Genomic DNA, 24,924 nt, shown 5'->3' on the forward strand with positions numbered 1-24,924 from the left:
TTATAATTCGCGCTTTCCGAGGAGCGTTGCAGCGTCCCCAGCACAGCGGGGCGCGAGGCTCGGACCCCTGCATTCGCAACGACGCTCGCCCACGCTTCTTGTGCGGTGAGCTCCCCCAAGGCGTGGTTTTTTCAGCATCCGATTTGGAGAAAACCATGAGCGCTGTTCTCAAGTCCCCCGCCGATTTCGCCATCGCCGACATTTCCCTGGCCGACTGGGGCCGCAAGGAAATCAAGATTGCCGAAACCGAAATGCCCGGCCTGATGGCCATCCGCGAAGAGTTCGCTGCCGCCCAGCCCCTGAAGGGCGCGCGCATCACCGGCTCGCTGCACATGACCATCCAGACGGCCGTGCTGATCGAGACGCTGAAGGCCCTGGGTGCCGATGTGCGCTGGGCGTCGTGCAACATTTTCTCGACCCAGGACCACGCGGCTGCCGCGATAGCCGCCACCGGCACGCCCGTGTTCGCCATCAAGGGCGAGTCTTTGGCCGACTACTGGGACTACACCCACCGCATCTTCGAATTCGGCGCTGCCGGCACCGAAGGCGAAGGCCCCAACATGATCCTGGACGATGGCGGCGATGCCACCATGCTGATGCACCTGGGCCAGAAGGCCGAGAAGGACCTGTCCGTGCTGGCCAACCCCTGCTCGGAAGAAGAGCGCATCGTGTTTGCCGCCATCAAGGCCAAGCTGGCCGTGGACCCCACCTGGTACACCCGCAAGTCGGCCCAGATCATCGGCGTGACCGAAGAGACCACCACCGGCGTGCACCGCCTGAACGAAATGTCGGCCAAGGGCACGCTGCTGTTCCGCGCCATCAACGTCAACGACTCGGTGACCAAGTCCAAGTTCGACAACCTGTACGGTTGCCGCGAATCCCTGGTGGACGGCATCAAGCGCGCCACCGACGTGATGATCGCCGGCAAGGTGGCATGCGTGGCTGGCTACGGTGACGTGGGCAAGGGCTCGGCCCAGGCCCTGCGCGCGCTGTCTGCCCAGGTGTGGGTGACCGAGATCGACCCCATCAACGCCCTGCAGGCCGCCATGGAAGGCTATCGTGTAGTGACCATGGAGTACGCCGCCGACAAGGCCGACATCTTCGTGACCACCACCGGCAACAAGGACATCATCCGCCACGAGCACATGGTGGCCATGAAGGACCAGGCCATCGTCTGCAACATCGGTCACTTCGACAATGAAATCGACGTGGCTTCGATCGAGCAGTACCAGTGGGAAGAAGTCAAGCCCCAGGTGGACCAGATCACCTTCCCCGACGGCAAGAAGATCACCCTGCTGGCCAAGGGCCGCCTGGTGAACCTGGGCTGCGCCACCGGCCACCCCAGCTTCGTGATGTCGTCCTCGTTCGCCAACCAGACCATCGCCCAGATCGAGCTGTTCACCAAGCCGGCCGAGTACCAGGCCGGCAAGGTTTACGTGCTGCCCAAGATCCTGGACGAAAAGGTGGCGCGCCTGCACCTGAAGAAGGTCGGCGCCATGCTGACCGAGCTGACCGACGAGCAGGCGGCCTACATCGGCGTGAAGAAGGAAGGCCCGTACAAGGCTGACACTTACCGCTACTGATCTGCAAAAACCATAGCTGCCTGCGCTTGTTGCTAGCCATGTTCAGCATGAAATATGCCCGAACATGGCGCAGGGAAAGCGCAACCAGCTATCAAAACAAGAGAGGGCGACGCCATGCGTGCGGACGTTTTTCTGGTGGAGCGCGGCCATGCGAGCACGCGCTCGCAGGCCCAGCGCCTGATTGCCGCGGGCGTGCAGTGGCGGCTGTCGCCGCTCACGCCCTGGCAGAAGGTGGTGAAGAACGGCGACGACATTCCCACCGTGGCCGAGGTGCAGTTGCTGGACGCGGCCGAGGCGCGCTACATCTCGCGCGGCGGCCTCAAGCTCGAGGGCGCGCTGCAGGCCACGGGCCTGCAGGTGGCGGGCCTGCGCTGCCTGGACGTGGGCCAGAGCACCGGGGGCTTTAGCGACTGCCTGCTGCAGGGCGGCGCGGCGCAGGTCATCGGCGTGGACGTGGGCCACGCTCAGCTGCACGAGCGCCTGCGCGCTGATCCGCGCGTGGTCTGCGTGGAGGGCCTGAACGCCCGCGCGATGACGCCCGAATCGCTGCAGGCGGCCTGCGAGGAGGCGCTGTCCGAGGTCATCGAGGAAGCGGAAGACAACGAGACCCAGCCGCAGGCGCCCTACGCCTGGATGCGCAACGGCGGCATGGTCGACGACGACTACGACGACAGCAACGATGCCAAGGAGCACGACATCGAGTCTTTCAAGGCCGAGCGCGCCGCCAAGGCCAAGGCGCGGTCCGACGGAACGCTGCCGGTGCAGCGCCGTCGCCGGCCCGAATGTGCCGATGTGGACATCACGCCAGCCTTCGACCTGATCACGGGCGACCTGTCCTTCATCTCGCTCACGCTGGTGCTACCCGCGCTGGTGCCGCTGCTCAAACCGGGCGGCACGCTGCTCATGCTGGTCAAGCCGCAGTTCGAGCTGCAGCCCGGCCAGGTGGGCAAGGGCGGCATCGTGCGCGACCCCGCGCTGTATGCCCAGGTCGAGCAGCGCATCCGCGACTGCTGTGCGGCCCTGCCGCTGCAGGTGCAGGGCTGGCTGGACAGCCCCATCGAGGGCGGTGACGGCAACCGCGAATTCTTCATTCACGCAAGGAGGGTGGCATGAGCCCATCCACGGCCTTTCCGGTCAGCTTCGAATTCTTTCCGCCCAAGACGCCCGAGGGCGCCGACAAGCTGCGCGCCGTGCGCCAGCAGCTCTATGCGCAGCGGCCCGAGTTCTGCTCGGTGACCTACGGCGCGGGCGGCTCCACGCAGGCCGGCACCTTTGCCGCGGTGCGGGAGATCCTGGCGGAGGGCGTGAGCGCGGCGTCGCACTTCTCGTGCATCGGCGCCACGCGCGCGAGCGTGCGCGAGCAGCTTGCCGAACTCAAGGCCATGGGCGTCAAGCGCCTGGTGGCGTTGCGCGGCGACCTGCCCAGCGGTTACGGCATCGGGGGCGAGTTCCAGTACGCCAGCGACCTCGTGGCCTTCATCCGCGCCGAGACGGGTGAAGACTTCCACATCGAAGTGGCGGCCTACCCCGAGGTGCACCCCCAGGCCCGCTCGTTCGAGGCCGACTTGCAGGCCTTCGCCACCAAGGTGCGTGCGGGGGCCGATTCGGCCATCACGCAGTATTTCTTCAACGCCGACGCCTACTTTCGCTTCGTGCACGAGGTGCGCCGCCTGGGCCTCGACGTGCCCGTGGTGCCCGGCATCATGCCGATCACGGGGGCCTCGCAGCTCATGCGCTTCTCGGACGCCTGCGGCGCCGAGATCCCGCGCTGGATTCGCCTGCGCCTGCAGGGCTTTGGCGACGACACGGCCAGCATCCGCGCCTTCGGCCTCGATGTGGTGACCGAACTGTGCGAGCAACTGCGCCGCGGCGGCGTGCCGGGGCTGCACTTCTACACCATGAACCAGAGCGCGGTCACGTTGGAAATCTGCCGGCGCCTGGCGGTGTAACGGTGGGGCTGGGTAATATTGGCGGTGTTTACCTTTGCTTTCAATTGCGCCCCTTCTCGGTATGAAGCCCGCCATCGCCCCCTTGCTGCTGATCACCCTGACGCTCCTGCAGGCCGCACCCGCTGCCGCGCAGACGCGCTATTCCTGCCGTGACGAAAGCGGCACGGTCTACAACCTGTCGCGCCCCTGCCCGCAGGGCATGGTCACCACGGCCGTATCCGCGGGACCCGTGGAGCGGCGCAGCGAGTCGCGGGACTACGCGCCGGCGCGGCGCAGCAGCTCCGTGCGGGAGGCGCCGGACTACCAGGAGTACATGAGCGCGCGCTGCCGCACCCTGCAGGGCAGCATCCGCTCGGCCTCGGCCAATGGATCGAGCTATGAGGTGATTGCGGGCATGCAGCGCGAATACCGGCGCGACTGCAGCGATGAGGAGAGCGAGGCCGCGTCGCGCTACTACAAGGAGCGGCGCGAATCCCGCCTCCAGCGCCGCGAAGAGGCGGACCGCCTGCAGCAGGAGCAGTGGGCGGAGCAGGAGCAGGAAGACCGCCAGGCGCGCCAGTGCGCGGAGTCCCGGCGTATCCTTGCGGCCAAGAAAGCACGCGCGGACCTGACGCCGGGCGAACGCAATGACTTACGCCGTTTTGAAGACAACATCACCGCGCGCTGCGCCAAATCTTGAAACCACTGCATACGCCAGCCGGCTGCTGCGCGCCCTGGGCGCCTGCCTGCTGTGCGCCTGGCTGGCGGGCTGCGTAGCGCCGCCAACGGCGACCACCCCCGGCGAAGGGGAGCCGGGCCAGGCCGCCGCGTCGCGCGCCAAGCCGACGGCGCGGCCGGCGGCCCCGCCCGCGCCATCACGTGCCCGCGGCGCCGAGGGCAGGGCGGTTGTCCCGTCTGCGCCCGCCTCCGACGCCGAGCCCGACGAGGTGCCCGCAGCGGGCGATACCGGCGAGCTGCTGGGGCGTGGACTGGCGTCGTGGTATGGCGGGCGCTTTCACGGTCGGCGCACGGCCAGCGGTGAGCGTTTCGACCGCGAGGAACTCACGGCCGCGCACCGCACCCTGCCTTTCGGCGCGCGCCTGTGCGTGCGCAGCATGGTCAACGGCAAGGTGGTGGTGGTGCGCGTCAATGACCGCGGGCCGTTTGCGCCCGGCCGCGTCATCGACCTGAGCCAGGCTGCCGCGCAGGAGCTGGGCATGACGGGCCTGGGCATCAAACCCGTCGAGCTCTGGCGCCTGGGGCCGGAGGATGATGACTGCCCCGAAGGCCTGCCGGAACTCGAGGCTGCGGTGGACGATGAGGTGCGTGCATCGGCGCCCGCTCCGCGGCCGGCGGTGCGCCAGGGCCGACCGGACAAGGCCAAGGCCCGGGCGCGGCGCCGTTGAGGGCGGTGGCGCCTGGCCTCGGCGTGAGGATCAGCCGCCGTGCTCCAGGGTATGCGCGGCGTGCCGGTCCTGGGCCAGCAGCTCGGCCATCTGGGGCAGCGCCTCGCGCAGCGCAGCCTGCAGCGTGAAGGGCGGGTTGATCAGGAACATGCCGCTGGCGGGCAGGCCTGGCCGGCGGCCGGGTTCGCCGGTGGTCGTTGGCCCCATCTTGCTGGACTTCACCGTCAGCGTGGCGTGCAGCCAGGGCTTGCCGGCCTTGGTCGCCATGGTCTTGAGCCGGCGGGGCAAGTCATGCGCCTCCGGGCGCGGGATGATGGGATACCAGACGGCGTACACACCCGTGGCAAAGCGCCTGAGCGAGTCCTGCACCATGTCCTGCACGCGCGCATAGTCGCTCTTGATTTCATAGCTGGGATCGCAGAGTACAAGGGCACGGCGGGCCGGTGGAGGTAAAAATTTCTTGACGCCTTCGAAACCGTCTTCCTGCAGCACGGCCACCTGGCGCCCGGCCTCCAGCTGGGCCACGTTGCCCGCCAGGGCGCGGGCGTCCGTGGGGTGCAGCTCGAACAGCTTGAGCTTGTCCTGGTCGCGCAGCAGGCGCTGGGCGATGAAGGGCGAGCCGGGATAGACGCGGGTGTTCGCGCCCTGGTTGAAGGCGCGCACCATGTCCACGTATTCCTGCAAGGCAGGCGCCAGCGTGGCGGGGGTGGCGGGTGGAACCAGACGGAGGATGCCGTCCGTGGACTCGGCGCTGGTGGTGGCATAGTCGCCATCCAGCCGGTATAGGCCCGCTCCGGCATGTGTATCCAGCACGGTCAGGGCCGCTTCTTTCTGTAGAAGGTGTTGCAAAGTGGCGATGAGCACCGTGTGCTTGAGCACATCGGCGTGATTGCCTGCATGAAAGGCGTGGCGATAGCTGAACATGCGCGCAATGGTAACGACCCGCGTTCGCGGCACAATGCGGCAGCGCTGCCAAAGGGATGTGATGTTTTTGGCAGACAGGATGCGCTTTGTTGCCGGTCCCCGGGCCGGCTTGACGCATCATGGCGACCGTTGACGGCCATGGGCCGCCCGCGCCAGGACTTCATTCCCCACCTTCGCATCTGCCCATTCCCCGCGCCACCTGTTGATCTGCTCCATGTCCGCCGTCCCCCAGCACACCACGCCAGCCAGCATTGCGCACCATGTCGATGCGCTGCAGCCCGGTACCCGGCTGGGGGAGTTCGAGGTGGTGGCCCTGCTGGGCGTGGGCGGTTTCGGCATGGTGTACCAGGCATTCGACCATTCCTTGCTGCGCTTTGTGGCGATCAAGGAGTACATGCCGGCGGCGCTTGCCGGGCGTGCCGATGGACATTCGCTGTGGGTGCGCTCCTCGTCGGACGAGCAGTCGTTCCAGGCCGGACTAGCCTCGTTCGTGGACGAGGCGCGGTTGCTGGCGCAGTTTGACCATCCCTCGCTGGTCAAGGTCTTCCGTTTCTGGGAGGCCAATCACACGGCCTACATGGTCATGCCCTTGTACAGCGGCATGACGCTCAAGCAGGCGCGCGCCCATATGCGCACGCCCCCGCCCGAAAGCTGGCTGCGCCAGGTGCTGTGGTCGGTCACGAGCGCGCTGCGCGTGCTGCACGAGGGGCAGACGCTGCACCGGGACATCTCGCCGGACAACATTTTTTTGCAGGACCATGGGCCGCCGGTGTTGCTGGACTTGGGCGCGGCACGCCATGCGATCAGCGACCGTGACCAAAGGCACACGGCCGTGCTCAAGGTCAACTACGCGCCCATCGAGCAGTACACGGACGCTGCGGATCACCTGAAGCAGGGGCCCTGGAGCGATCTGTATTCGCTGGGCGCCGTGGTGCATGGCTGCCTGTGCAACGACACGCCGTTGCCTGCCACTCTGCGCGCCATACGGGACCGCATGGTGTCGTTCTCGCGCGTGGCGCGCACCGTGCGCAAGCAGTTCGGGGTCGAATACTCGCGTCCGTTCGTCGACGCGGTCGCGCAGTGCCTGGCGCTGCAGCCGGAGGACCGGCCGCAGTCCATCGACCAGTTTCTGCAGACGATGGGCATGACGTCCGCGCCTGCGGGGCTGGAATCCTTCGATTTCCGTGCGGAACTGGGCGACATCTGGGTCGAGCCGTCGAGCAAGGATGCCCAGGGCGTGGCCATGCCGGTGATCGACATCACGGCACTGTCGCAGCCGCTGTATTCGGAACCGCAGGGGGCGGCTCCATCGGCGGTGCGTGGCGCCGATGCTGCTTCTTCCGGGAAGCAAGAAGATTCGCCCCAGCCGGCGTTCCAGGAAACGGTGGTCGACGCGGGCGACACGCAGGCGTTTGCGGACACGCGTGATGCATCGCAGCAATGGGATGAGCATTCGCGGCGCCGGCGCGGCCCCGTCCGGCAAAGCCATGCGCCCGAGGGGCGCGCATCTGAGGGCGGTCGGCCTGGCAAGGCCGCCGCAGCTGCTGGTGCCGGAGTGCCTCGGCGTTCCTCGGGCCATGTGCGAACGGTCTGGGCCATGGTGGGGTCGCTGGTCGTGCTGGCCATTGCCGGAGGGCTGTGGTGGGCGCGGCAGGAGCGCCCGCGGTTGACGCCGGAGAGTGAAATCATCACGGAGCTGGCCGAACCGGCGAAGGCTCCGGGACCGCAGGCGTCGGCCGAACTGCTTCTCACGAGCCATGAAGAGGCGGGTGCCTCCGTGCCGCCGCCCGAGACTACGACGCCGGAGATGGCGACAACGCCAGCAGTGCCGGTGACTGCCGCGCAGAGGGCGAAGCCATCGCGCCGGGTGGCGGAGCCGCCACCGGTATCCGCGCCGCCCGTGCCGCAGGCCGTGGCAGCGGCGCCCGAGCCTCCGCCGCCCCCGCCAGCCCCACGCCCGGCGGCGCCAGCGCGCGCTCCGGGACCGGATGAGGTGTGTGCGTCGGCAAGCTTCTTTGCCCGGCCCATGTGCATTCACCAAGAGTGCCAGAAGGCCGGCGTGGCGACCCACCCCATCTGTGTGGAGAACCGTCGCAAGCAGGAGGCGGAAGAGCGTCGGCGGCAGATGTACCCGCAGTGACTGCGCGGTGGCTGTGGCGATTTCGTATAATGTTTGGCTTCGCAGCGTTTTTGGTCCCGCGGCGAAGTATCAGAACCCACCTAAGAGGCCCCCGCACGAGGAGCACCGACCGTGGAAAAGGACCGCCAAACCGCCTCTAGAAAAGAGAAACTCATGTCTACATTCAGCGCAAAGCCCGCTGAGGTCGTGCACGAGTGGTTTGTGATTGACGCCACCGACAAGGTGCTCGGCCGGGTAGCCAGCGAAGTTGCCCTCCGTCTGCGCGGCAAACACAAAGCCATTTACACGCCTCACGTTGACACTGGTGACTACATCGTCATCATCAACGCCTCCAAGCTCAAGGTGACCGGCACCAAGTCCCTGGACAAGGTGTACTACCGTCATTCCGGCTATCCCGGCGGCATCACGGCCACGAACTTCCGTGACCTGCAGGCCAAGCACCCCGGCCGTGCGCTCGAGAAGGCCGTCAAGGGCATGCTGCCCAAGGGCCCCCTGGGCTACGCCATGATCAAGAAGCTCAAGGTCTACGGCGGCGCGGAACACCCGCACACTGCCCAACAGCCCAAAGCGCTGGAAATCTAAGGAGCCTTGAATGATTGGTGAATGGAACAATGGCACCGGCCGTCGCAAGTCCAGCGTCGCCCGCGTGTTTCTGAAGAAGGGTTCCGGCAAGATCACTGTGAATGGCAAGGACATTCAGCAGTATTTCGGCCGCGAAACCTCCATCATGATCGCCAAGCAGCCGCTGGTGCTCACCAACCATGTCGAAACCTTCGACATCCAGGTGAACGTGCATGGCGGCGGTGAATCCGGCCAGGCCGGTGCAACCCGTCACGGCATCACCCGCGCCCTGATCGATTACGACGCAACGCTGAAGGCTGCACTGAGCCAGGCTGGCTTCGTGACGCGTGACGCGCGTGAAGTCGAGCGTAAGAAGGTCGGCTTGCACTCCGCTCGCCGCGCCAAGCAGTTCTCGAAGCGTTAATCGCACGCAGCTGCTTTGCAGGTATGCTGCGACGCACCTCAGGGTGCGCTGCAGACTGCAGAAAAACCGCCCCTGTGGGCGGTTTTTTGCTTTTCACGCCAGACTTTTCCCGATTTCCATGCGCTTTCGTCTTCTACGTCGCCGCCTCACCATCACGGCTCCCCGCATGGCCGTACGCAGTGCGTTGCCATGGCCGTTGCGGTGGGTTGTGTTGGCCATCGCGCTGGGGCTGTGTGGTGCCGTGACGCTGTGGGCATTCGAGTTCGGCAAGCGCATAGCGGGGCTGGATGCCGATGCGCGCGAGGAACTGCGGCGCCTGCGGGCCGAGGTCGTGCAGCTGCGTGAGGACAGCCGCCTGCAGCAGGAAAGGAGCGTGGTGGCTGACAGCCTGCGCACGACCGAACGCGCAGCGATGGAGCGCCTGACGGAGCAGATCCGCCAGCTCGAGGCCGACAACCGCAGCCTGCGCGACGACCTGGGGTTCTTCGAGAAACTCATTCCCGCGGCCAAGGCCGACAAGGCGCTGGCCATCCGTGGACTGTACGCCGAGATCCTGGGCGATGGAGCCCAGCTGCGTTGGCAGGTCTTGGCGATCCAGCCCATGCGCAATGCGCCAGAGTTCAAGGGGCGGCTGGAGCTGGTGCTGGCTGGAGTGGCGCAGGGGGCGCCTTGGTCGTCGCAGCCGCCCGTGGTCAGTCAGCCCATGCAGTTCCAGCAATATCGGCGAGCCCAGGGCGTATTGAATCTGCCGCCGCAGGCCATGGTAAAAACCGTGACGGCGCGTCTGGTGGAGGGTGGCTCCGTGCGCGCGATCCAGACGTTTTCTCTTGAATAGCGATCATGGGCCAGCAAGCCCGCGTCACGCCCGTTGCCTTTTCGTCCGTTCCTTAGGAGTACCGCATGTTCTCGCGCAAGAAGCAGCCCCCCATCAAAAGCCTGATTGCCCAGGGCACGCGCCTTCAGGGCGACCTGCTGTTCACCGACGGGCTGCGCATTGATGGCGAGGTGGTGGGCGACGTGCGCGCCTCTGCCGAGCCCAGCATGCTGGTGGTGTCCGAGTCGGCGCATGTGGAGGGAACGCTGCATGCGGCGCATGTGATCATCAATGGCACGGTCGATGGGCCGGTGCATGCGGCGGAGTTGCTGGAACTGCAGCCCAAGGCGCGCATCACGGGCAACGTGCACTACAAGGCTCTTGAAATGCACCAGGGCGCGGTGATTGCGGGGCAGTTGTGCCCCGTGACCCTGCTGCTCGATGAAAAGCCCACACTGAAGCTGGCGTCAAACGCTCAGTGAGCGGAGCCGCGTCGGGCTTTGCCGTACCATCAAAGAGAGAAACTGTTCCAAGGAGCCCACCATGAGCGCCGTAGCCGAGAATACCCACACCGAAATGCCCACCCCGATCTTGTTCACCGACAGCGCCGCCGCCAAGGTGGCCGAACTGATTGCGGAGGAGGGTAACCCCGACCTCAAGCTGCGTGTCTTCGTTCAGGGCGGCGGCTGCTCGGGCTTCCAGTACGGCTTCACGTTCGATGAGATCACCAACGAAGACGATACGACGATGACCAAGAACGGGGTTTCGCTGCTGATCGACGCCATGAGCTACCAGTACCTGCTGGGTGCGGAAATCGACTACAAGGAAGATCTGCAGGGCGCGCAGTTCGTCATCAAGAATCCGAACGCCACGACGACCTGTGGCTGCGGGTCGAGCTTTTCGGTCGAGAACTGATTGGATGCCTCCCCGCCAAAACCGCCTTCGGGCGGTTTTTTCACGCCTGCCTGAAGCAGGCTCAGGCGGGATAGATGGCGCCGAGGATGCGCGCGCCACGTGCACCGGTCACGCTGGGCAGGCTGGCCGTGGCCCCCTGCACACATTGGCGCGCCAGCCAGGCGAAGGCGGCGGCCTCCACCTGCAGCGGGGGCAGTCCATGGCGCTCCGAATTTTCGACGCGCACGCCCGGCAGCAGCGCCTGCAGGCGCTTCATGAGGTGGTCGTTCAACGCGCCGCCACCGCAGACGATGAGCAGCTCGCTGTGCGGTGCGTGCCGCACCAGGTCTTGTGCGCAGGCATGGGCGGTGAACTCGGCCAGCGTGGCCTGCACGTCCTGGGGTTGGGCATCGTGCGCGCAGGCCGCGAGGTGTGGGGCCAGCCAGTCCGGGTTGAACAGGTCGCGCCCCGTGCTCTTGGGCGGTTGGTGGGCCAGAAAGGGCTCTGCCATCAAGGCGGTGAGCAGGGAGGGAATGGGTTGGCCGGTGCGGGCCCAGCGACCCCCGTCGTCATAGGGCTGGCCGGTGTGGCGTTGGCACCAGTAGTCCATGAGCGCGTTGGCGGGGCCGCAATCGAAGCCCAGCACGGCGCCATCGGGACGCAGGATGCTCAGGTTGGAGATGCCGCCCAGGTTCAGCACGGCCACCGTGCGCCCCGGCTGACCGAAGACGCCCTGGTGAAACGCGGGCACCAGGGGGGCGCCCTGGCCGCCGGCCGCCACGTCACGGCTGCGGAAATCGGCGACGACTGTGATGCCCGTGGCTTCGGCCAGCAGGGCGGGGTTGTTGAGTTGCAGCGTGTAGCCCGTGCCATCGAAGGCCTGGGGGCGGTGGCGCACCGTCTGTCCGTGGGCGCCTATGGCCCGCACGGCATCGGGCGTCAACCCCGCCCGCCGGAGCAGGGCATGCACCACGCCCGTGTAGGTGAGCACCAGTGCGTTTGCCGCCAGCGCGGCGCGGTGCAACTCGTCGCCACCGCTGGCATTCAGGGCGAGCAGTTCTGCTCTTAAATCAGGAGCTAGTGGCGCTGATGCGTGCTGGGCCACGGTGCATTTTCCATCGGAAAACCGGGCCAGCACGCCATCGACGCCGTCGAGCGAGGTGCCCGACATCAGCCCAATGAACCACGGCGCCTGACTGTTCACCGGGGTGTGTCGCGTTATTCGGCGCTGGCCTGCAGGATTTGTGCTGCCGAGGACAGTTGCACGCGCATATTGCCCGCAAGACGCTCGAACGCCGGGCGCGCGGCGGCCGACACCGGCTGGGCGGCCTCGCTCTGGCGGGCAATGGTCATCGGGTCCTTGTGCACGCCATCGACGCGGAACTCGAAGTGCAGGTGCGGGCCTGTGGCCCAGCCCGTGGCGCCCACGGCACCAATCTTCTGGCCCTGCTCCACGCCCTCGCCCTTGCGCACGTCGATGCGGCTCAGGTGGGCGTAGACGGTGACGTGCTGGTTGCGGTGCTTGACGTAGACCACGTTGCCGTAGCCGTTCTGCACGCCCGCGAAATCCACCACCCCGTCGCCCACGGTGCGCACGGCCGTGCCGGTGGGGGCGGCGAAATCCGTACCCAAGTGGGCGCGCCAGGTCTTGTGGATGGGGTGCAGGCGCATGGCAAAACCGCTGGAAACGCGCGAGAACTCCACCGGAGACGTGAGGTAGGCGCGACGCATGCTCTCGCCGTCCAGCGTGTAGTACGAGCCCTTGGTGGCGCCGGGTTCCTGGAACCAGACGGCGTTGTAGGTCTTGCCGCTGTTGTGGAACTCGGCGCTCAGCACGCGGCCGCTGCGCAGCGGCTCGCCGTCGGCCTCTAAGGTCTCATAGACCACGGAGAAGCGGTCCTCCTTGCGCAGCGCGCGGCGGAAGTCGATGTCGCCGGAAAACACCTCGGCCAGTTGCACGGCCACGGCGTCGGGGATATTGGCTGCATCGGTGGCAGCGAACAGCGAACTGCGAATGACGCCGCCCGCCAGCCGGCTGCCTACGGTGAGGGGTGCCGTCTCGATGCGCGAGGCGAAGCTGCCGTCCGGCGTGCGCTCGACCACCAGGCGCTTGAACTGGCCGCTGTCCTCGGGTGCCCAGCGTGCGGTCAGGCGCAGCAGGCGGTGGTCGTCGGTGGTCTCCGCGGACATCGACCGGCCACCGCGACCCAGCAGCTGCTGGCGCACGTTGCTGTCGCCGCGCAGAAAGGCCGATGCCACGGGATCGGCGATGCCCAGGCGCTGCAGAATGCTCTCTGCCGTGTCGGAGCTGCGGGTGACGTCGGAGCGATAGAGCGAATACTGCGGAATGTCCACGAGCGAGGACAGGGGTTCTTCGCCGGCCAGCGACTCCACGGGGTGAGCCACGGTGCGCACCGGCAGGTCGGCCGGGTCGGGCGCGAAGGAGGCCACGGCAAAGGCGCCGCCGCCGCCTGTGAGCAGCAGGGTCGCCACGGCGGCGGTGATGCGTTTCGGATGCTTCTGAACGGATTGCCTTAGCTCGTTGAGCCATGACAGGCAGGCGGTGGTCAAGCCGTTGTTCAAGTCTTACCCCAGGCGTAGGTGTGCCTCCAGGCCCCGTGCCAAGGGACGAAAGGGCGGGAGACACCAAGAATGTCGGTGTGCGGTGGAGGGTGGTCAACGCCGGGCTGGCTGGCGGGCCCACTAGAATCCACTGCTTGGAAGTGCCCGAAAGTATAGTCCTTGGGGTGCCGGCGACACCCACAAAAACCCTTATGAATCAATCTGCTGTTACAACATTCCCGGTGACCGATGGTGTAGGACGGGCGCTTGAAGTGTCCCTGCGCGGCGTTGATGAACTGCTGCCCAAGGAGGAGTGGGGCCAGAAGCTGGCCCGTTCCGAAGCCACAGGCCAGCCGCTGCGCATCAAGCTGGGGCTGGACCCCACCGCGCCGGACATTCACCTGGGCCATACCGTGGTGCTCAACAAGATGCGCCAGCTCCAGGACCTGGGCCACCAGGTGATCTTCCTGATCGGCGACTTCACCACGCTGATCGGCGACCCCTCGGGGCGCAACAGCACGCGTCCGCCCCTGACGGCGGAGCAGATCAAGGCGAACGCAGAGACCTACTACACCCAGGCCGCCAAGGTGCTGGACCCGGCGCGGACCGAGATCCGCTACAACAGCGAATGGTGCGACCAGCTGGGCGCGCGCGGCATGATCCAGTTGTCGGCCAAGTACACAGTGGCGCGCATGATGGAGCGCAACGATTTCCACCAGCGCTTCACCGACGGCAGCTCGATCAGCCTGCACGAGTTCCTGTACCCGCTGCTGCAGGGCTACGACTCCGTGGCCTTGAAGAGCGACCTGGAACTGGGTGGAACCGACCAGAAGTTCAACTTGCTCATGGGGCGCCATCTGCAGCAGGAATGGGGTCAGGAGCCGCAGTGCGTGCTCACCATGCCGCTGCTCGTCGGGCTGGATGGCGAGCAGAAGATGTCCAAGTCCAAGAACAACTACATCGGCATCACCGAGGACGCCAACTCGATGTTCGCCAAGGTGCTGTCGATCTCGGACACGCTGATGTGGGACTGGTTCACGCTGCTGTCGTTCAAGAGCCTGGCCGAGATCGCCGCGCTCAAGGCCGAGGTGGCGGGCGGGCGCAATCCCAAGGATGCCAAGGTGATGCTCGCCAAGGAGATCACCACGCGCTTTCACAGCGCGGCCGCCGCCGATGCGGCCGAGCAGGACTTCGTCAACCGCAGCAAGGGCGGCGTACCCGACGAGATCCCGGAGCTGGCGCTTTCCGGCGCCCCGCTGGGCATCGGTGCCCTGCTCAAGCAGGCCAATCTTGCGCCCTCGACCAGCGAGGCCAACCGCCTGATCGACGGCGGCGGCGTGCGCGTGGATGGTTCCGTGATCAGCGACCGTGGCCTGCGGCTGGAGGCGGGTTGCTATGTGGTGCAGGTCGGCAAGCGCAAGTTTGCCCGCGTGACGCTTGCCTGATCCCACGGGCGACGCCACCCGACCAGCATCGGTCGGGTGAGGCGTCGCAAGAGAGGGCTCGCGGGCGCGTCCCAGGCGGCGCCCGCTATCTGGCACGATCCAGTGCGGAATCCTTGTCCGCGGCGGGGGTATTTCCTACAATCGAGCCCATGCGTTTTCTGGTTTCCACCCCCTGCGTGCGTATCGCACGGCTTGCTTCGGCGGCCGCTGCGCTGGCGCGCGCCATGCACAGGATGGGTGTTCTGAAACCAGCTTCGCCGGCCGCAGATTTCTAGGCCCGGCGGTTCTCCTCTTTCCCTTCGAGCGTCATCCAGCACCGCCGGGCATCCCGCCCAGGCACGCTGGAACCCGCCTGCACGCAAGTTCTGTCGCACACCGCTGCGGCTGCCTGGCTTGCCCCTCCCATTGCCGATGACGCACCGCCGACGGCCTGCTGCACGCCGTTGCCCCCGTTCGCCGACCAGGAGTTATGCACCATGCGCCTTCAGACCATTGTGGCCCTCACCGATTTTTCCACCGCCGCGGAGCATGCGCTCGACCGCGCCGCACTGCTGGCGGCCGAACACAAGGCCCGCCTGCGCATCCTCTTCGGTGCCGAAATGCCGGACCCGAAGTTCGCCGACCCCCAGGCGCGGCTGGAGCAGCGCGCGCGCCAGCTGGCGCGCCGCCATGACCTCCCGGTCTCGGCCCTGCCGTATCACGGTGGCGATGTGGCGGATTCCGTCCTGCGCGCCGCCGAAGGCGCCGATCTGCTGGTGCTGGACAAGCGCCCGCAGGTTGGTCTGGGCGGACTGTGGGCCGGCGGTACGCTGGCACAGGTGCTGCGGCGCAGCCCCTGCCCGGCGCTGGTGGTGCAGCAGGCGGCGCTGGCCGCCTATGCGCATGTGCTGGTGGCCGTGGACTTCTCACCAGCGTCGAATGCCATGGTGCGCTATGCGGGCGCGCTGGATGGTTCGGCGGCGGTGGAGCTGTTCCACGCGGTGGACATGCGCGACGAGGCCAAGCTGCGCAGCGCCGAGGCCTCGGCCCAGGCCGTGCGGACCTACCGCGAGGAGATGCGCCGCCATGCGCACGACCGTCTCGTGCGCCTGTCGGACGGTTTCGAGGCGCGGCGTAACCGTGTCGGCCTGTCCATCGGCATGGGCGACATGGCGCGGCAACTGGCGGTGCAGCAGGAAAGCTCGGGCGCGGACCTGGTGGCCCTGAGCCATCGCCGGCGCAGCCTGGTCATGGATGCCCTGCTGGGCAGCGTGGCCCGGCGCCTGCTGGGAGGCGTGGGCTGCGACGTGCTGGTGTACCCGCACGACTACCCCGGCGCCGCGGCGCGCGGCGCGGCGCCTCAGCCCCGCGTGGCGCGGCGCTGGACGCAGGTGATGTAGGCCTCGCCGTCCGGAGGACGGCCCGCGCGCTGGGCCTCCCAGAGCATGGTGCCCAGGCATTCCATGGCCGCGTGGTGCGCGTCGTGCAGCGAACCCAGGCGCGCGGCCAGCAGTTCCACGGCCTGGCGGATGCCGCGCGGCTGGTCGATGCTGCACTGCTCGCTGATCGACAGGTGCATGGACAGGTGCAGGAAGGGGTTGGTGCGGTCCGGCGTCTCGTCGTAGTTGCGGGCCAGGGCGGCGTCCGCGTCGGACAGGTCGGCGTGGTACTCGGGGTGCTCGGCGATCCACAGGCCTGCCAGCGTCTCGATGGCTTCCATGGGCTGGCCGGCCTGCTGCTTGGCATGTGCGGCGCAGAAGAAGCGGCGCACGTCGGCTTGGGACGGATTGAACATGGCCGCCAGCGTAGCACGCGGCCCGCCCAGGTCATGGCCACAGGTTGCGGCAGCCTCCTACGCGCGGTGCCAGGGGCGCCCGCCTACAGTGCATGCCTGCACAACTTTGGACCGACGAGGTAGACACCATGACGGGCATGCGCATCCTGGCCGTGATTTTGCTGATCCTGGGCCTGGCGGGTTTTCTGACCGGGGGCTTCAGCTTCACCAAGGAGACCACGCAGGCCAAGATCGGGCCGCTGGAGCTGACGGTGAAGGAAAAGGAATCCGTCAATGTGCCGCAGTGGCTCAGCATCGGTGCGATCGCCGTGGGCGCGGTGCTGCTGGTGCTGAGCATGCGCAAGCCCTGACGGCCACCGCCGTGGCTAGGCGCGGCGGGTGCCCAGCGTGCGCGAGATCGCCTGCGCGGTCTTGAGCAATTCGGGCAGCAGCTGTTCGCGCAGCATCTCGGTGCTGGTGCGGTTGGCCTGGCCGCTGATGTTCAGCGCCGCCACCGTGTGGCCCGCACGGTTGATGAGCGGCGCGGCCACCGAGATCAAACCCTCCTCCAGTTCCTGGTCCACCAGGCACCAGCCCTGCGCGCGCGCCTGGGCGATGCGTGCGAGCAGCGCCTCATCGTCCAGCACCGTGTGCCGCGTGAACTGCTTGCGCGGCAGGACGGCCAGGCGCGCGCGCAATTCGTGCTCGGGCAGCGTGGCCAGCAGCATGCGGCCCAGCGAGGTCCAGAACGCCGGCAGGCGTGAGCCCACGGCAAGGTTGGTGCTCATGATCTTGTGGGTGTGCACGCGCAGCACATAGACGATGTCCAGCCCGTCGAGCACGGCGGCGGAGCAGGACTCGTGCACGCGGTCCGTGAGCGCTTCCATCATGGGTTCGGCCAGGTCCCAGATCGGCATGGAGCTGAGGTAGGCGAAGCCCAGGTCCAGGATGCGCGGCGTGAGGCGAAACAGCCGGCCATCGCTTTCCAGGTAGCCCAGCGTCTGCAGCGTCAGCAGGATGCGCCGCGCGCCGGCGCGCGTGAGCCCGGTGCGTGCGGCCACCTCGCTCAGCGTCTGCTGCGGCGCGGCCGCGCTGAAAGAGCGGATGACCTCCAGCCCGCGGGCAAAGGACTGCACATAGCTGTCGCCGGGCTTGTGGGTATTACTTACGGAAAGGGGGGTGTCATTCATGGCGCTTCGTCCTAAAATTCATTATACGAACATTTGTTCTATATGCGAACAAATGCACCGGCCACAGCGCCGGTTTCCTTTTTCCTCACTTCACAGCAAGACATGATCAACAAGATTGCGGATTCAGTCGCCCAGGCGCTGTCGGGCGTGCAGGACGGCGCCACCGTGCTCATCGGCGGCTTCGGCACCTCCGGCAACCCCGTGGAGCTGATCGACGGCCTGATCGCCCATGGCGCGCGCGACCTCACCGTGGTCAACAACAACGCCGGCAATGGTGACACCGGGCTGGCGGCGCTGCTCAAGAGCGGCCAGGTGCGCAAGATCATCTGCAGCTTCCCGCGCCAGGTGGACAGCTGGGTGTTCGACGACCTGTACCGCGCCGGCAAGATCGAGCTGGAACTGGTGCCCCAGGGCAACCTGGCCGAGCGCATGCGCGCCGCCGGCGCCGGCGTTGGCGCCTTCTTCTGCCCCACGGCCTACGGCACGCAGCTGGCCGAGGGCAAGGAGACCCGCGAGATCAACGGCCGCCACTACGTGCTGGAGTACCCCATCCACGGCGACGTGGCGCTGGTCAAGGCTGAGCGCGGCGACCGCTGGGGCAACCTGACCTACCGCATGTCGGCGCGCAACTTCGGCCCGGTCTGCGCCATGGCGGCCAAGTTCACCATTGCCACGGTGCACGACCTGGTGGAGCTGGGCGAGCTGGACCCCGAGGCCGTCGTCACCCCCGGCATCTACGTCAGCCAGGTCGTGAAGGTGCCACGCGTGGCCACCCAGGCCGGTGGATTCAAGAAATAAAGCCCGTTCAGCCAAGGAGAGACAGCGTGAGTAGCTATCAAAAACGAAGCAAAGATGAGCTGGCCGCCCGCGTGGCCCAGGACATTTTCGACGGCGCCTATGTGAACCTGGGCATCGGCATGCCCACCAAGGTGGCCAACCACATCCCCGCCGGCCGCGAGGTGGTGCTGCATTCCGAGAACGGCATCCTGGGCATGGGCCCCGCGCCGGCCGAAGGGCTGGAGGACTACGACCTGACTAACGCCGGCAAGCAGCCCGTCACCCTGCTGCCGGGCGGCTGCTACTTCCACCATGCCGACAGCTTCGCCATGATGCGCGGCGGCCACCTGGACATCTGCGTGCTGGGCGCCTTCCAGGTGTCGGCCACGGGCGACCTGGCCAACTGGAGCACGGGCGAGCCCGGCGCCATTCCGGCCGTGGGCGGCGCCATGGACTTGGCCGTAGGCGCCAAGTCCACCTGGGTGATGATGGATTTGCTGACCAAGACCGGGGAATGCAAGGTGGTCCAGGACTGCACCTACCCGCTCACCGGCCTGGCCTGCGTGAAGCGCATCTACACCGAACTGTGCACGCTGGAATGCACGCCCCAGGGCCTGCGCCTGATCGACACCGTGCCCGGCCTCACGCACGCCGAGCTGGAGAGCATCGTCGGCCTGCCGATCCAGCCCGCACAGCAATAAGCATCAAAACAGGCTCCAGCGCTTGATGGATAAGCGCTGACAGCTCACTTTTTTGAAATTCCTTCGGGAGACACCATGACCCAAGCCTTTATCTGCGACGCCATCCGCACCCCCTTCGGCCGCTACGGCGGAGCGCTGTCCAGCGTGCGCGCCGACGACCTGGGCGCCCTGCCCATCAAGGCGCTGATGGAGCGCAACCCCGGCGTGGACTGGGCCGCCGTGACCGACGTGCTGTACGGCTGCGCCAACCAGGCCGGCGAGGACAACCGCAACGTGGCCCGCATGTCGGCCCTGCTGGCGGGCCTGCCGCTGGAGGTGCCCGGCGCCACCATCAACCGCCTGTGCGGCTCGGGCCTGGATGCCGTGGGCAGCGCCGCGCGCGCCATCAAGTCGGGCGAGGCTCGCCTGATGATCGCCGGCGGCGTGGAGAGCATGAGCCGCGCGCCCTTCGTCATGCCCAAGGCCGAGAGCGCCTTCAGCCGCGCCAACGCCGTCTACGACACCACCATCGGCTGGCGCTTCGTCAACAAATTGATGAAGCAGCAGTACGGCGTGGACTCCATGCCCGAGACGGCCGAGAACGTGGCCGACGACTTCCATGTAGAGCGCGAGGCCCAGGACCGCATGGCCCTGGCCAGCCAGCAAAAGGCCGCCGCCGCCATCGCCGCCGGCCACCTGGCGCGCGAGATCGTGCCGGTGTCCATCGCCCAGAAGAAGGGCGACCCCGTCGTCGTCAGCCAGGACGAGCACCCGCGTGCCACCACGCTGGAGGCGCTGGCCAGGCTCAAGGGCGTGGTGCGCGAGGGCGGCACCGTGACGGCCGGCAACGCCAGCGGCGTGAACGACGGCGCCTGCGCGCTGCTGCTGGCCAACGCAGAGGCCGCCCAGCAATACCACCTGGTGCCCCGCGCCCGCGTGGTCGGCATGGCCACGGCCGGCGTGGCGCCGCGCATCATGGGCTTCGGCCCGGCGCCCGCCGTGCGCAAGGTGCTGGCCCAGACCGGCCTGACGCTGGCCGACATGGACGTGATCGAACTCAACGAAGCCTTTGCCGCCCAGGGCCTGGCCGTGCTGCGCGACCTGGGCCTGCAGGATGACGACCCGCGCGTGAACCAGTGGGGCGGCGCCATCGCCCTGGGCCACCCGCTGGGCGCATCGGGCGCGCGACTGGCCACCACCGCCGTGAACCAGCTGCACCAGCTGGGCGGGCGCTACGCGCTGTGCACCATGTGCATCGGCGTGGGCCAGGGCATTGCCGTGGTGCTGGAGCGCGTGTGAGCGGCGTGGACACCAACCAAGGAGTGAATGTGAGCAAGCAAGAGCAATGGGTGGACACGGCGGGCGGGCGCCTGCGCGTGTGCGTGCAAGGCCGGGCGGACGCGCCGGCCCTGGTGTTTTCCAACTCGCTGGGCACCACGCTGGAGATGTGGGACGCGCAGGCCGAGCGCTTTGCGCGCGACTTCCGCGTGGTGCGCTACGACACGCGCGGCCACGGCGGCAGCGCCGTCACGCCGGGCCCCTACGGCTTCGATCGGCTGGGCGGCGACGTGCTGGCCCTGCTGGACGCACTGCACATCGAGCGCGCGCATTTCTGCGGCATCTCCATGGGCGGCTTCACCGGCCTGTGGCTGGGCGTGCATGCGCCGCAGCGCCTGCTGAGCGTAGCCGTGTGCAACAGCGCCGCCAAGATCGGCACGGCCGACGGCTGGCACCAGCGCGCCGCGCTGGTACGCGACAAGGGCCAGGCCGCCATGGCCGAGCTGGCCGCGTCGTCGCCCGGCCGCTGGTTCACCGAGGCGTTCTGCGCCGCCCAGCCGGATGTGGTGCAGCGTGCGCAGGGCTGGATTGCCGCCACGCCGCCCGAGGGCTATGCCGCCTGCTGCGAGGCGCTGGCCCAGGCCGACCTGCGCGCCGACATCGGGCGCATCGCCGTGCCCACGCTGATCGTGGCCGGCAGCGCCGACCCCGTGACCACCGTGGAAGACGGCCGCTTCATGCAGGCCGCCATCCCCGGCGCGCGGCTGGCCGAGGTGCCGGCCTCGCACCTGTCCAACCTGGAAGCGCCCGCGGCCTTCGACACGGCCCTGGAGCGGTTTCTGCACGGCTGACGCCGCCCCGGCAGCGCCGGTCCCCCTTTTTTGATTTCCGTGCCGCGCGCACCGGTCCAGCGGCCTGCGCGCCGCCGGTGTGCACGGCCGCAACGCATGGCCTTGGAGTGAATATGACGATGGCATCCCCTTCCCGCGAGCGCGTGCTCATCACCGGCGGCGGCGCCGGCATCGGCGCGGCCACGGCCGAACGCTGCCGCGCCGACGGCTACGAGCCCGTGGTCATCGACCGCGCGGTGGCGCATGTGCCCGGCGGCATCCAGGCCGACCTGTCCAACCCCGCCGAGACGGCGCGCGCGCTGGCGCAGGCGCTGCAGGGCGGCCCCATCACGCGCCTGGTGAACAACGTGGGCGTGGTGGTGCCGGCCGAGGCGGGCCAGCAAACGCTGGAGCAGTTCGACCTGGCCGTGGCGCTGAACCTGCGCTGCGCGCTGCAGTGCATGCAGGCGCTGCTGCCGGGCATGCAGGCGGCGGGCTTCGGGCGCATCGTGAACATGTCCTCGCGCGCCGCGCTGGGCAAGGAGCTGCGCACGGCCTATTCGGCCACCAAGGCCGGCCTGATCGGCATGACGCGCGTATGGGCGCTGGAGCTGGGGCGCCACGGCATCACGGCCAACGCCATCGGCCCGGGCCCCATCCGCACCGAACTGTTCGACCGCGCAAACCCGCCCGGCGCGCCGCGCACCCAGGCCATCGTCGAGGCGGTGCCCGTCAAGCGCGTGGGCACGCCCGAGGACGTGGCGCACGCCGTGTCCTACCTGCTCGACGCGCGCAGTGGCTTCGTCACCGGCCAGGTGCTGTACGTCTGCGGCGGCATGACCGTGGGCGTGGCGGGCGTCTGAGCGGCCCGGTTTTCTTTTTTTCTGTTTCCCTGACCTACAACAACTAGTTTTTTCGATGACCAAGATCACCGCTTTCTTCACCGAACTGATGCGGCGCTACCTGCCCGACCCGTTCGTCTTCGCCATCATGCTCACGCTGCTCACCATGGCCCTGGCCTTTGGTGTGGAGAGCCGCCCGATCGACGCCGTGGTGCAGGACTGGGGCAAGGGCTTTTGGAGCCTGCTGGCCTTCACCACGCAGATGGCGGTGATTCTGGTCATGGGCTACGTGCTGGCGGCCGCGCCCATCGTGGACCGCTTCCTCAACCGCATCGCCGCGCGTGTGCACACGCCGCGCCAGGCCATCATCGTGGCCACGGTGGTGGGCTGCGTGGGCAGCTACCTGAACTGGGGCTTCGGGCTGGTGATCGGCGGCATCATGGCGCGCAAGCTCGCGCTCAAGGTGAAGGGCGTGCACTACCCGCTGATCATCGCGTCGGCCTACACCGGCTTCACCATGTACAGCCTGGGCTTCTCGGCCACGATTCCCGTGCTCATCTCGACCAAGGGCCATTCCTTCGAGAGCACGATGGGCCTGATCCCGCTGTCGGAAACCATCTTCTCCGCGCCCATCTTGCTGACCAGCCTGGCGGTGCTCATCGCCCTGCCGCTGCTCAACGCCGCCATGCACCCCAAGCGGGGCGAGACCGTGGTGGAGCTGGACCCGGCCACCGTCGCCAACGAATCCAGGCCCGCCGCCGACGCGCAGGGCCTGCTGGGCGACGACAAGACGCTGGCCTACCGGCTGAACAACAGCCGCCTGCTCAGCCTGCTGATCGGCCTGTGCGGCATGGCCTACGTCGCCATGCATTTCGTGAAGGGCGGCAACCTCGACCTGAACATGATCAACTTCTTCATCCTGTTCCTGGGCGTGCTGCTGCTGGGCACCCCGATGAACTATGTGGAGAAGGTCAACGAGGGCGTGAAGACCATCGGCGGCATCGTGCTGCAGTTCCCGTTCTACGCCGGCATCATGGCCATCATGCACGGCTCGGGCCTGGTGGAGTCCATCGCCCATATCTTCGTCAGCGTCTCCAGCGCGGACACGCTGCCGCTGTGGGGGCTGATCAGCTCCTTCGTGATCAACTTCTTCGCCCCGTCGGGCGGCGGCCACTGGGTGCTGCAGGGCCCCTTCATGATCGACGCGGCCACCACCCTGGGCGCATCGCAGGCGCAGACGGCCATGTCGGTGATGCTGGGCAACGGCTGGAACGACCTGGTGCAGCCGTTCTGGATCCTGCCCGCGCTGGCGCTGTCCAAGCTCAAGCTCAAGGACATCATGGGCTACACGGTGGTGTCCATGCTGCTGGTGGGCGCCATCTACGCGGTGACCATGATCGTCTGGCCGCTCTTGTAATCCCCCCCCTCCCTTTTTTTCTTTCCTCAAGGAGTGAACGCCCATGCTGTACATGGTTGAAATGATCGTCAACATCCCCCATACGCTGGACCCCGCCGTGGCGGCCGAGATCAAGCGCAAGGAAAAGGACTACGCGCAGCAGCTGCAGCGCGAAGGCAAGTGGCGCCACCTGTGGCGCGTGGTGGGCGAGTACGCCAACGTCAGCATCTTCGACGTGGCCAGCAATGACGAGCTGCACCAGCTGCTCAGCGGCCTGCCGCTGTTCCCCTACATGCAGATCACGGTGAAGCCGCTGGCCAACCACCCGTCGGCCATCGTCCAGGAGTGACCTGCCAGGGCGGCGCCCCCGTAGGCGCGCCGCCCCGGGGCACAACAACAACCATCCCAAGAGACAGAGGAAACAAGATGACCCGCACTTTCCCTATCGCACGCCGCACGCTGCTGGCCGGCCTGGCCGTGGCGGCCGCCGGTGCGCTGCCCCTGGCCGCCGGCGCGCAGAACTACCCCACCAAGCCCGTGACCATCGTCGTGCCGTTCTCGGCCGGCGGCACCACCGACATCCTGGCGCGCATCGTGGGCCAGGCGCTGTCGGCGGAGCTGGGCCAGTCCGTGGTGATCGACAACCGCGCGGGCGCGGGCGGCAACATCGGCGGCGCGCTGGCTGCCAAGGCGCCGGCCGACGGCTACACCCTGTTCATGGGCACGGTGGGCACGCATGCCATCAACGCCGCGCTCTACAAGAAGATGCCCTTCGACCCGGTGAAGGACTTCGCGCCGCTCACGCGCGTGGCCAACGTGCCCAACCTGCTGGTGGCCCACCCGCAGCAGCCGTTCAAGACCGTCAAGGAGCTGATCGACTACGCCAAGGCCCATCCGGGCGCGGTGAACTTCGGCTCCTCGGGCAGCGGCAGCTCCATCCACCTGTCGGGCGAGCTGTTCAAGAGCATGGCCAAGGTGGACATGGTGCATGTGCCCTACAAGGGCAGCGCCCCGGCCGTGACCGACCTGCTGGGCAACCAGATCGCCATCATGTTCGACAACATGCCCTCGGCCATCCAGCATGTGCGCGCCGGCAAGCTGCGCCCGATCGCGGTGACCACGGCCAGGCGCTCGCCCGAGCTGCCCGACGTGCCGACCATCGCCGAGGCCGGCGTGCCCGGCTACGAGGCCACGTCCTGGTTCGGCATGTTCGCCGTGGCCGGCACGCCCAAGCCCGTGCTGGAGCGGCTGAACGCGGCCCTGGCCAAGGTGCTGAAGCAGCCCGAGGTGGTGGCCAAGATCAAGGAGCAGGGCGGCGAGACCATCAGCGAGACGCCCGAGCAGTTCGCCGCCTTCATCCAGGCCGAGAGTGCCAAGTGGGGCAGGGTGGTGAAGGAGTCCGGCGCCACGGCCAACTGAAGCACCGGCGCATCCTCCCGGTGATGGCGGAGGTTGCTATGTAATTGATAGCTTGTAGCGCTTTGTAGATGGGCGCTG

The 24,924-nt window shown here is 67.5% G+C and carries 28 protein-coding genes and 1 riboswitch; of the genes, 23 read left to right on the forward strand and 5 right to left on the reverse strand.

What is annotated here, in order from left to right; translation table 11 throughout:
- Positions 1-12 precede the first annotated feature (12 nt).
- A riboswitch (S-adenosyl-L-homocysteine riboswitch) is annotated at positions 13-94 on the forward strand.
- A 61-nt stretch (positions 95-155) separates the two neighbouring features.
- From ahcY to BP68_RS12825, 5 genes are all read left to right on the forward strand, one after another.
- A complete protein-coding gene (ahcY, locus tag BP68_RS12805; protein WP_496372321.1) occupies positions 156-1,583 on the forward strand; it encodes an adenosylhomocysteinase in 1,428 nt (475 codons plus the stop codon).
- 114 nt (positions 1,584-1,697) lie between these two features.
- Positions 1,698-2,696, forward strand: a complete 999-nt coding sequence (locus BP68_RS12810) for a TlyA family RNA methyltransferase (RefSeq protein WP_496372323.1) — start codon at positions 1,698-1,700, stop codon at positions 2,694-2,696.
- Positions 2,693-3,532, forward strand: coding sequence for a methylenetetrahydrofolate reductase [NAD(P)H] (gene metF, locus BP68_RS12815; protein WP_496372325.1), 840 nt, complete (start codon positions 2,693-2,695; stop codon positions 3,530-3,532). The genes BP68_RS12810 and metF overlap by 4 nt, the downstream gene beginning before the upstream one ends.
- Positions 3,533-3,593: 61 nt before the next feature.
- Positions 3,594-4,211 (forward strand): hypothetical protein, encoded by a 618-nt coding sequence (locus BP68_RS12820; protein ID WP_496372327.1) that lies wholly within the window; start codon positions 3,594-3,596, stop codon positions 4,209-4,211.
- On the forward strand, positions 4,159-4,917 hold the full coding sequence (locus BP68_RS12825; protein WP_496372329.1) for a septal ring lytic transglycosylase RlpA family protein: 759 nt from the start codon (positions 4,159-4,161) through the stop codon (positions 4,915-4,917). The genes BP68_RS12820 and BP68_RS12825 overlap by 53 nt, the downstream gene beginning before the upstream one ends.
- A 30-nt stretch (positions 4,918-4,947) precedes the next feature.
- Here BP68_RS12825 and BP68_RS12830 read toward each other — a convergent pair whose 3' ends face one another.
- A complete protein-coding gene (locus tag BP68_RS12830; RefSeq protein WP_496372331.1) occupies positions 4,948-5,841 on the reverse strand; it encodes a 23S rRNA (adenine(2030)-N(6))-methyltransferase RlmJ in 894 nt (297 codons plus the stop codon).
- 214 nt (positions 5,842-6,055) lie between these two features.
- Here BP68_RS12830 and BP68_RS12835 point away from each other — a divergent pair, with 214 nt between their 5' ends.
- From BP68_RS12835 to erpA, 6 genes are all read left to right on the forward strand, one after another.
- On the forward strand, positions 6,056-7,981 hold the full coding sequence (locus BP68_RS12835) for a serine/threonine protein kinase (protein ID WP_496372333.1): 1,926 nt from the start codon (positions 6,056-6,058) through the stop codon (positions 7,979-7,981).
- A gap of 153 nt (positions 7,982-8,134) precedes the next feature.
- Positions 8,135-8,563 (forward strand): 50S ribosomal protein L13, encoded by a 429-nt coding sequence (gene rplM / locus BP68_RS12840; RefSeq protein WP_011804079.1) that lies wholly within the window; start codon positions 8,135-8,137, stop codon positions 8,561-8,563.
- A 10-nt stretch (positions 8,564-8,573) separates the two neighbouring features.
- Positions 8,574-8,966, forward strand: coding sequence for a 30S ribosomal protein S9 (gene rpsI, locus BP68_RS12845; RefSeq protein ID WP_496372335.1), 393 nt, complete (start codon positions 8,574-8,576; stop codon positions 8,964-8,966).
- A gap of 118 nt (positions 8,967-9,084) precedes the next feature.
- Complete coding sequence (locus BP68_RS12850) at positions 9,085-9,801, forward strand: DUF6776 family protein (protein ID WP_496372337.1); 717 nt, start codon at positions 9,085-9,087, stop codon at positions 9,799-9,801.
- A gap of 65 nt (positions 9,802-9,866) precedes the next feature.
- Positions 9,867-10,262 (forward strand): bactofilin family protein, encoded by a 396-nt coding sequence (locus BP68_RS12855; RefSeq protein WP_496372339.1) that lies wholly within the window; start codon positions 9,867-9,869, stop codon positions 10,260-10,262.
- A gap of 61 nt (positions 10,263-10,323) precedes the next feature.
- The gene (gene erpA / locus BP68_RS12860) at positions 10,324-10,695 is read left to right on the forward strand and encodes an iron-sulfur cluster insertion protein ErpA (protein ID WP_496372341.1); all 372 of its coding nucleotides are present in this window, start codon (positions 10,324-10,326) and stop codon (positions 10,693-10,695) included.
- Positions 10,696-10,756: 61 nt separating this feature from the next.
- Here the strand turns inward: erpA and BP68_RS12865 are convergent, their stop codons facing one another.
- Positions 10,757-11,878 (reverse strand): anhydro-N-acetylmuramic acid kinase, encoded by a 1,122-nt coding sequence (locus BP68_RS12865; protein ID WP_496372343.1) that lies wholly within the window; start codon positions 11,876-11,878, stop codon positions 10,757-10,759.
- A gap of 14 nt (positions 11,879-11,892) precedes the next feature.
- On the reverse strand, positions 11,893-13,257 hold the full coding sequence (locus tag BP68_RS12870; RefSeq protein ID WP_496372345.1) for a M23 family metallopeptidase: 1,365 nt from the start codon (positions 13,255-13,257) through the stop codon (positions 11,893-11,895).
- A gap of 191 nt (positions 13,258-13,448) precedes the next feature.
- Here BP68_RS12870 and tyrS point away from each other — a divergent pair, with 191 nt between their 5' ends.
- The 3 genes from tyrS (at position 13,449) to BP68_RS12885 (ending at position 16,060) form a co-directional block, all read left to right on the forward strand.
- Positions 13,449-14,681 (forward strand): tyrosine--tRNA ligase, encoded by a 1,233-nt coding sequence (gene tyrS / locus BP68_RS12875; protein WP_496372347.1) that lies wholly within the window; start codon positions 13,449-13,451, stop codon positions 14,679-14,681.
- A 149-nt stretch (positions 14,682-14,830) separates the two neighbouring features.
- Entirely contained in the window at positions 14,831-14,956 is a 126-nt protein-coding gene (locus tag BP68_RS12880) for a hypothetical protein (RefSeq protein ID WP_496372349.1), read from the forward strand.
- Between the two features lie 201 nt (positions 14,957-15,157).
- Positions 15,158-16,060, forward strand: coding sequence for a universal stress protein (locus BP68_RS12885; protein ID WP_496372351.1), 903 nt, complete (start codon positions 15,158-15,160; stop codon positions 16,058-16,060).
- Here BP68_RS12885 and BP68_RS12890 read toward each other — a convergent pair.
- On the reverse strand, positions 16,021-16,455 hold the full coding sequence (locus BP68_RS12890) for a DUF1841 family protein (protein ID WP_496372353.1): 435 nt from the start codon (positions 16,453-16,455) through the stop codon (positions 16,021-16,023). The two genes, BP68_RS12885 and BP68_RS12890, sit on opposite strands and share 40 nt — an antisense overlap.
- 128 nt (positions 16,456-16,583) lie before the next feature.
- On the opposite strand from BP68_RS12890, the gene BP68_RS12895 reads away from it, so the two are divergent.
- Positions 16,584-16,805 (forward strand): hypothetical protein, encoded by a 222-nt coding sequence (locus BP68_RS12895; protein WP_496372448.1) that lies wholly within the window; start codon positions 16,584-16,586, stop codon positions 16,803-16,805.
- A gap of 15 nt (positions 16,806-16,820) precedes the next feature.
- Here BP68_RS12895 and BP68_RS12900 read toward each other — a convergent pair whose 3' ends face one another.
- Positions 16,821-17,624, reverse strand: coding sequence for an IclR family transcriptional regulator domain-containing protein (locus BP68_RS12900; RefSeq protein ID WP_496372355.1), 804 nt, complete (start codon positions 17,622-17,624; stop codon positions 16,821-16,823).
- A 102-nt stretch (positions 17,625-17,726) separates the two neighbouring features.
- Here BP68_RS12900 and BP68_RS12905 point away from each other — a divergent pair, with 102 nt between their 5' ends.
- From BP68_RS12905 to BP68_RS12940, 8 genes are all read left to right on the forward strand, one after another.
- Positions 17,727-18,422 (forward strand): 3-oxoacid CoA-transferase subunit A, encoded by a 696-nt coding sequence (locus BP68_RS12905; RefSeq protein WP_496372357.1) that lies wholly within the window; start codon positions 17,727-17,729, stop codon positions 18,420-18,422.
- Positions 18,423-18,448: 26 nt separating this feature from the next.
- Positions 18,449-19,102 carry a 3-oxoacid CoA-transferase subunit B gene (locus tag BP68_RS12910; RefSeq protein WP_496372359.1) on the forward strand — a complete coding sequence of 218 codons (654 nt, stop codon included), beginning with the start codon at positions 18,449-18,451 and terminating at the stop codon, positions 19,100-19,102.
- A gap of 75 nt (positions 19,103-19,177) precedes the next feature.
- Positions 19,178-20,380, forward strand: coding sequence for a 3-oxoadipyl-CoA thiolase (pcaF, locus tag BP68_RS12915; protein WP_496372361.1), 1,203 nt, complete (start codon positions 19,178-19,180; stop codon positions 20,378-20,380).
- A 29-nt stretch (positions 20,381-20,409) separates the two neighbouring features.
- Positions 20,410-21,210 carry a 3-oxoadipate enol-lactonase gene (gene pcaD, locus BP68_RS12920; RefSeq protein ID WP_496372363.1) on the forward strand — a complete coding sequence of 267 codons (801 nt, stop codon included), beginning with the start codon at positions 20,410-20,412 and terminating at the stop codon, positions 21,208-21,210.
- 113 nt (positions 21,211-21,323) lie between these two features.
- Positions 21,324-22,052: an SDR family oxidoreductase gene (locus BP68_RS12925; RefSeq protein ID WP_496372365.1), complete on the forward strand. Its 729-nt coding sequence runs from the start codon at positions 21,324-21,326 to the stop codon at positions 22,050-22,052.
- A 55-nt stretch (positions 22,053-22,107) separates the two neighbouring features.
- Positions 22,108-23,448 carry a short-chain fatty acid transporter gene (locus tag BP68_RS12930; RefSeq protein ID WP_496372367.1) on the forward strand — a complete coding sequence of 447 codons (1,341 nt, stop codon included), beginning with the start codon at positions 22,108-22,110 and terminating at the stop codon, positions 23,446-23,448.
- A gap of 43 nt (positions 23,449-23,491) precedes the next feature.
- Positions 23,492-23,776: a muconolactone Delta-isomerase gene (gene catC, locus BP68_RS12935; protein ID WP_496372369.1), complete on the forward strand. Its 285-nt coding sequence runs from the start codon at positions 23,492-23,494 to the stop codon at positions 23,774-23,776.
- Positions 23,777-23,853: 77 nt separating this feature from the next.
- Positions 23,854-24,846 carry a tripartite tricarboxylate transporter substrate binding protein gene (locus BP68_RS12940; protein ID WP_496372371.1) on the forward strand — a complete coding sequence of 331 codons (993 nt, stop codon included), beginning with the start codon at positions 23,854-23,856 and terminating at the stop codon, positions 24,844-24,846.
- The last annotated feature ends 78 nt before the right edge of the window (positions 24,847-24,924 follow it).

The sequence above is a fragment of the Diaphorobacter oryzae DSM 22780 genome, assembly GCF_059568935.1.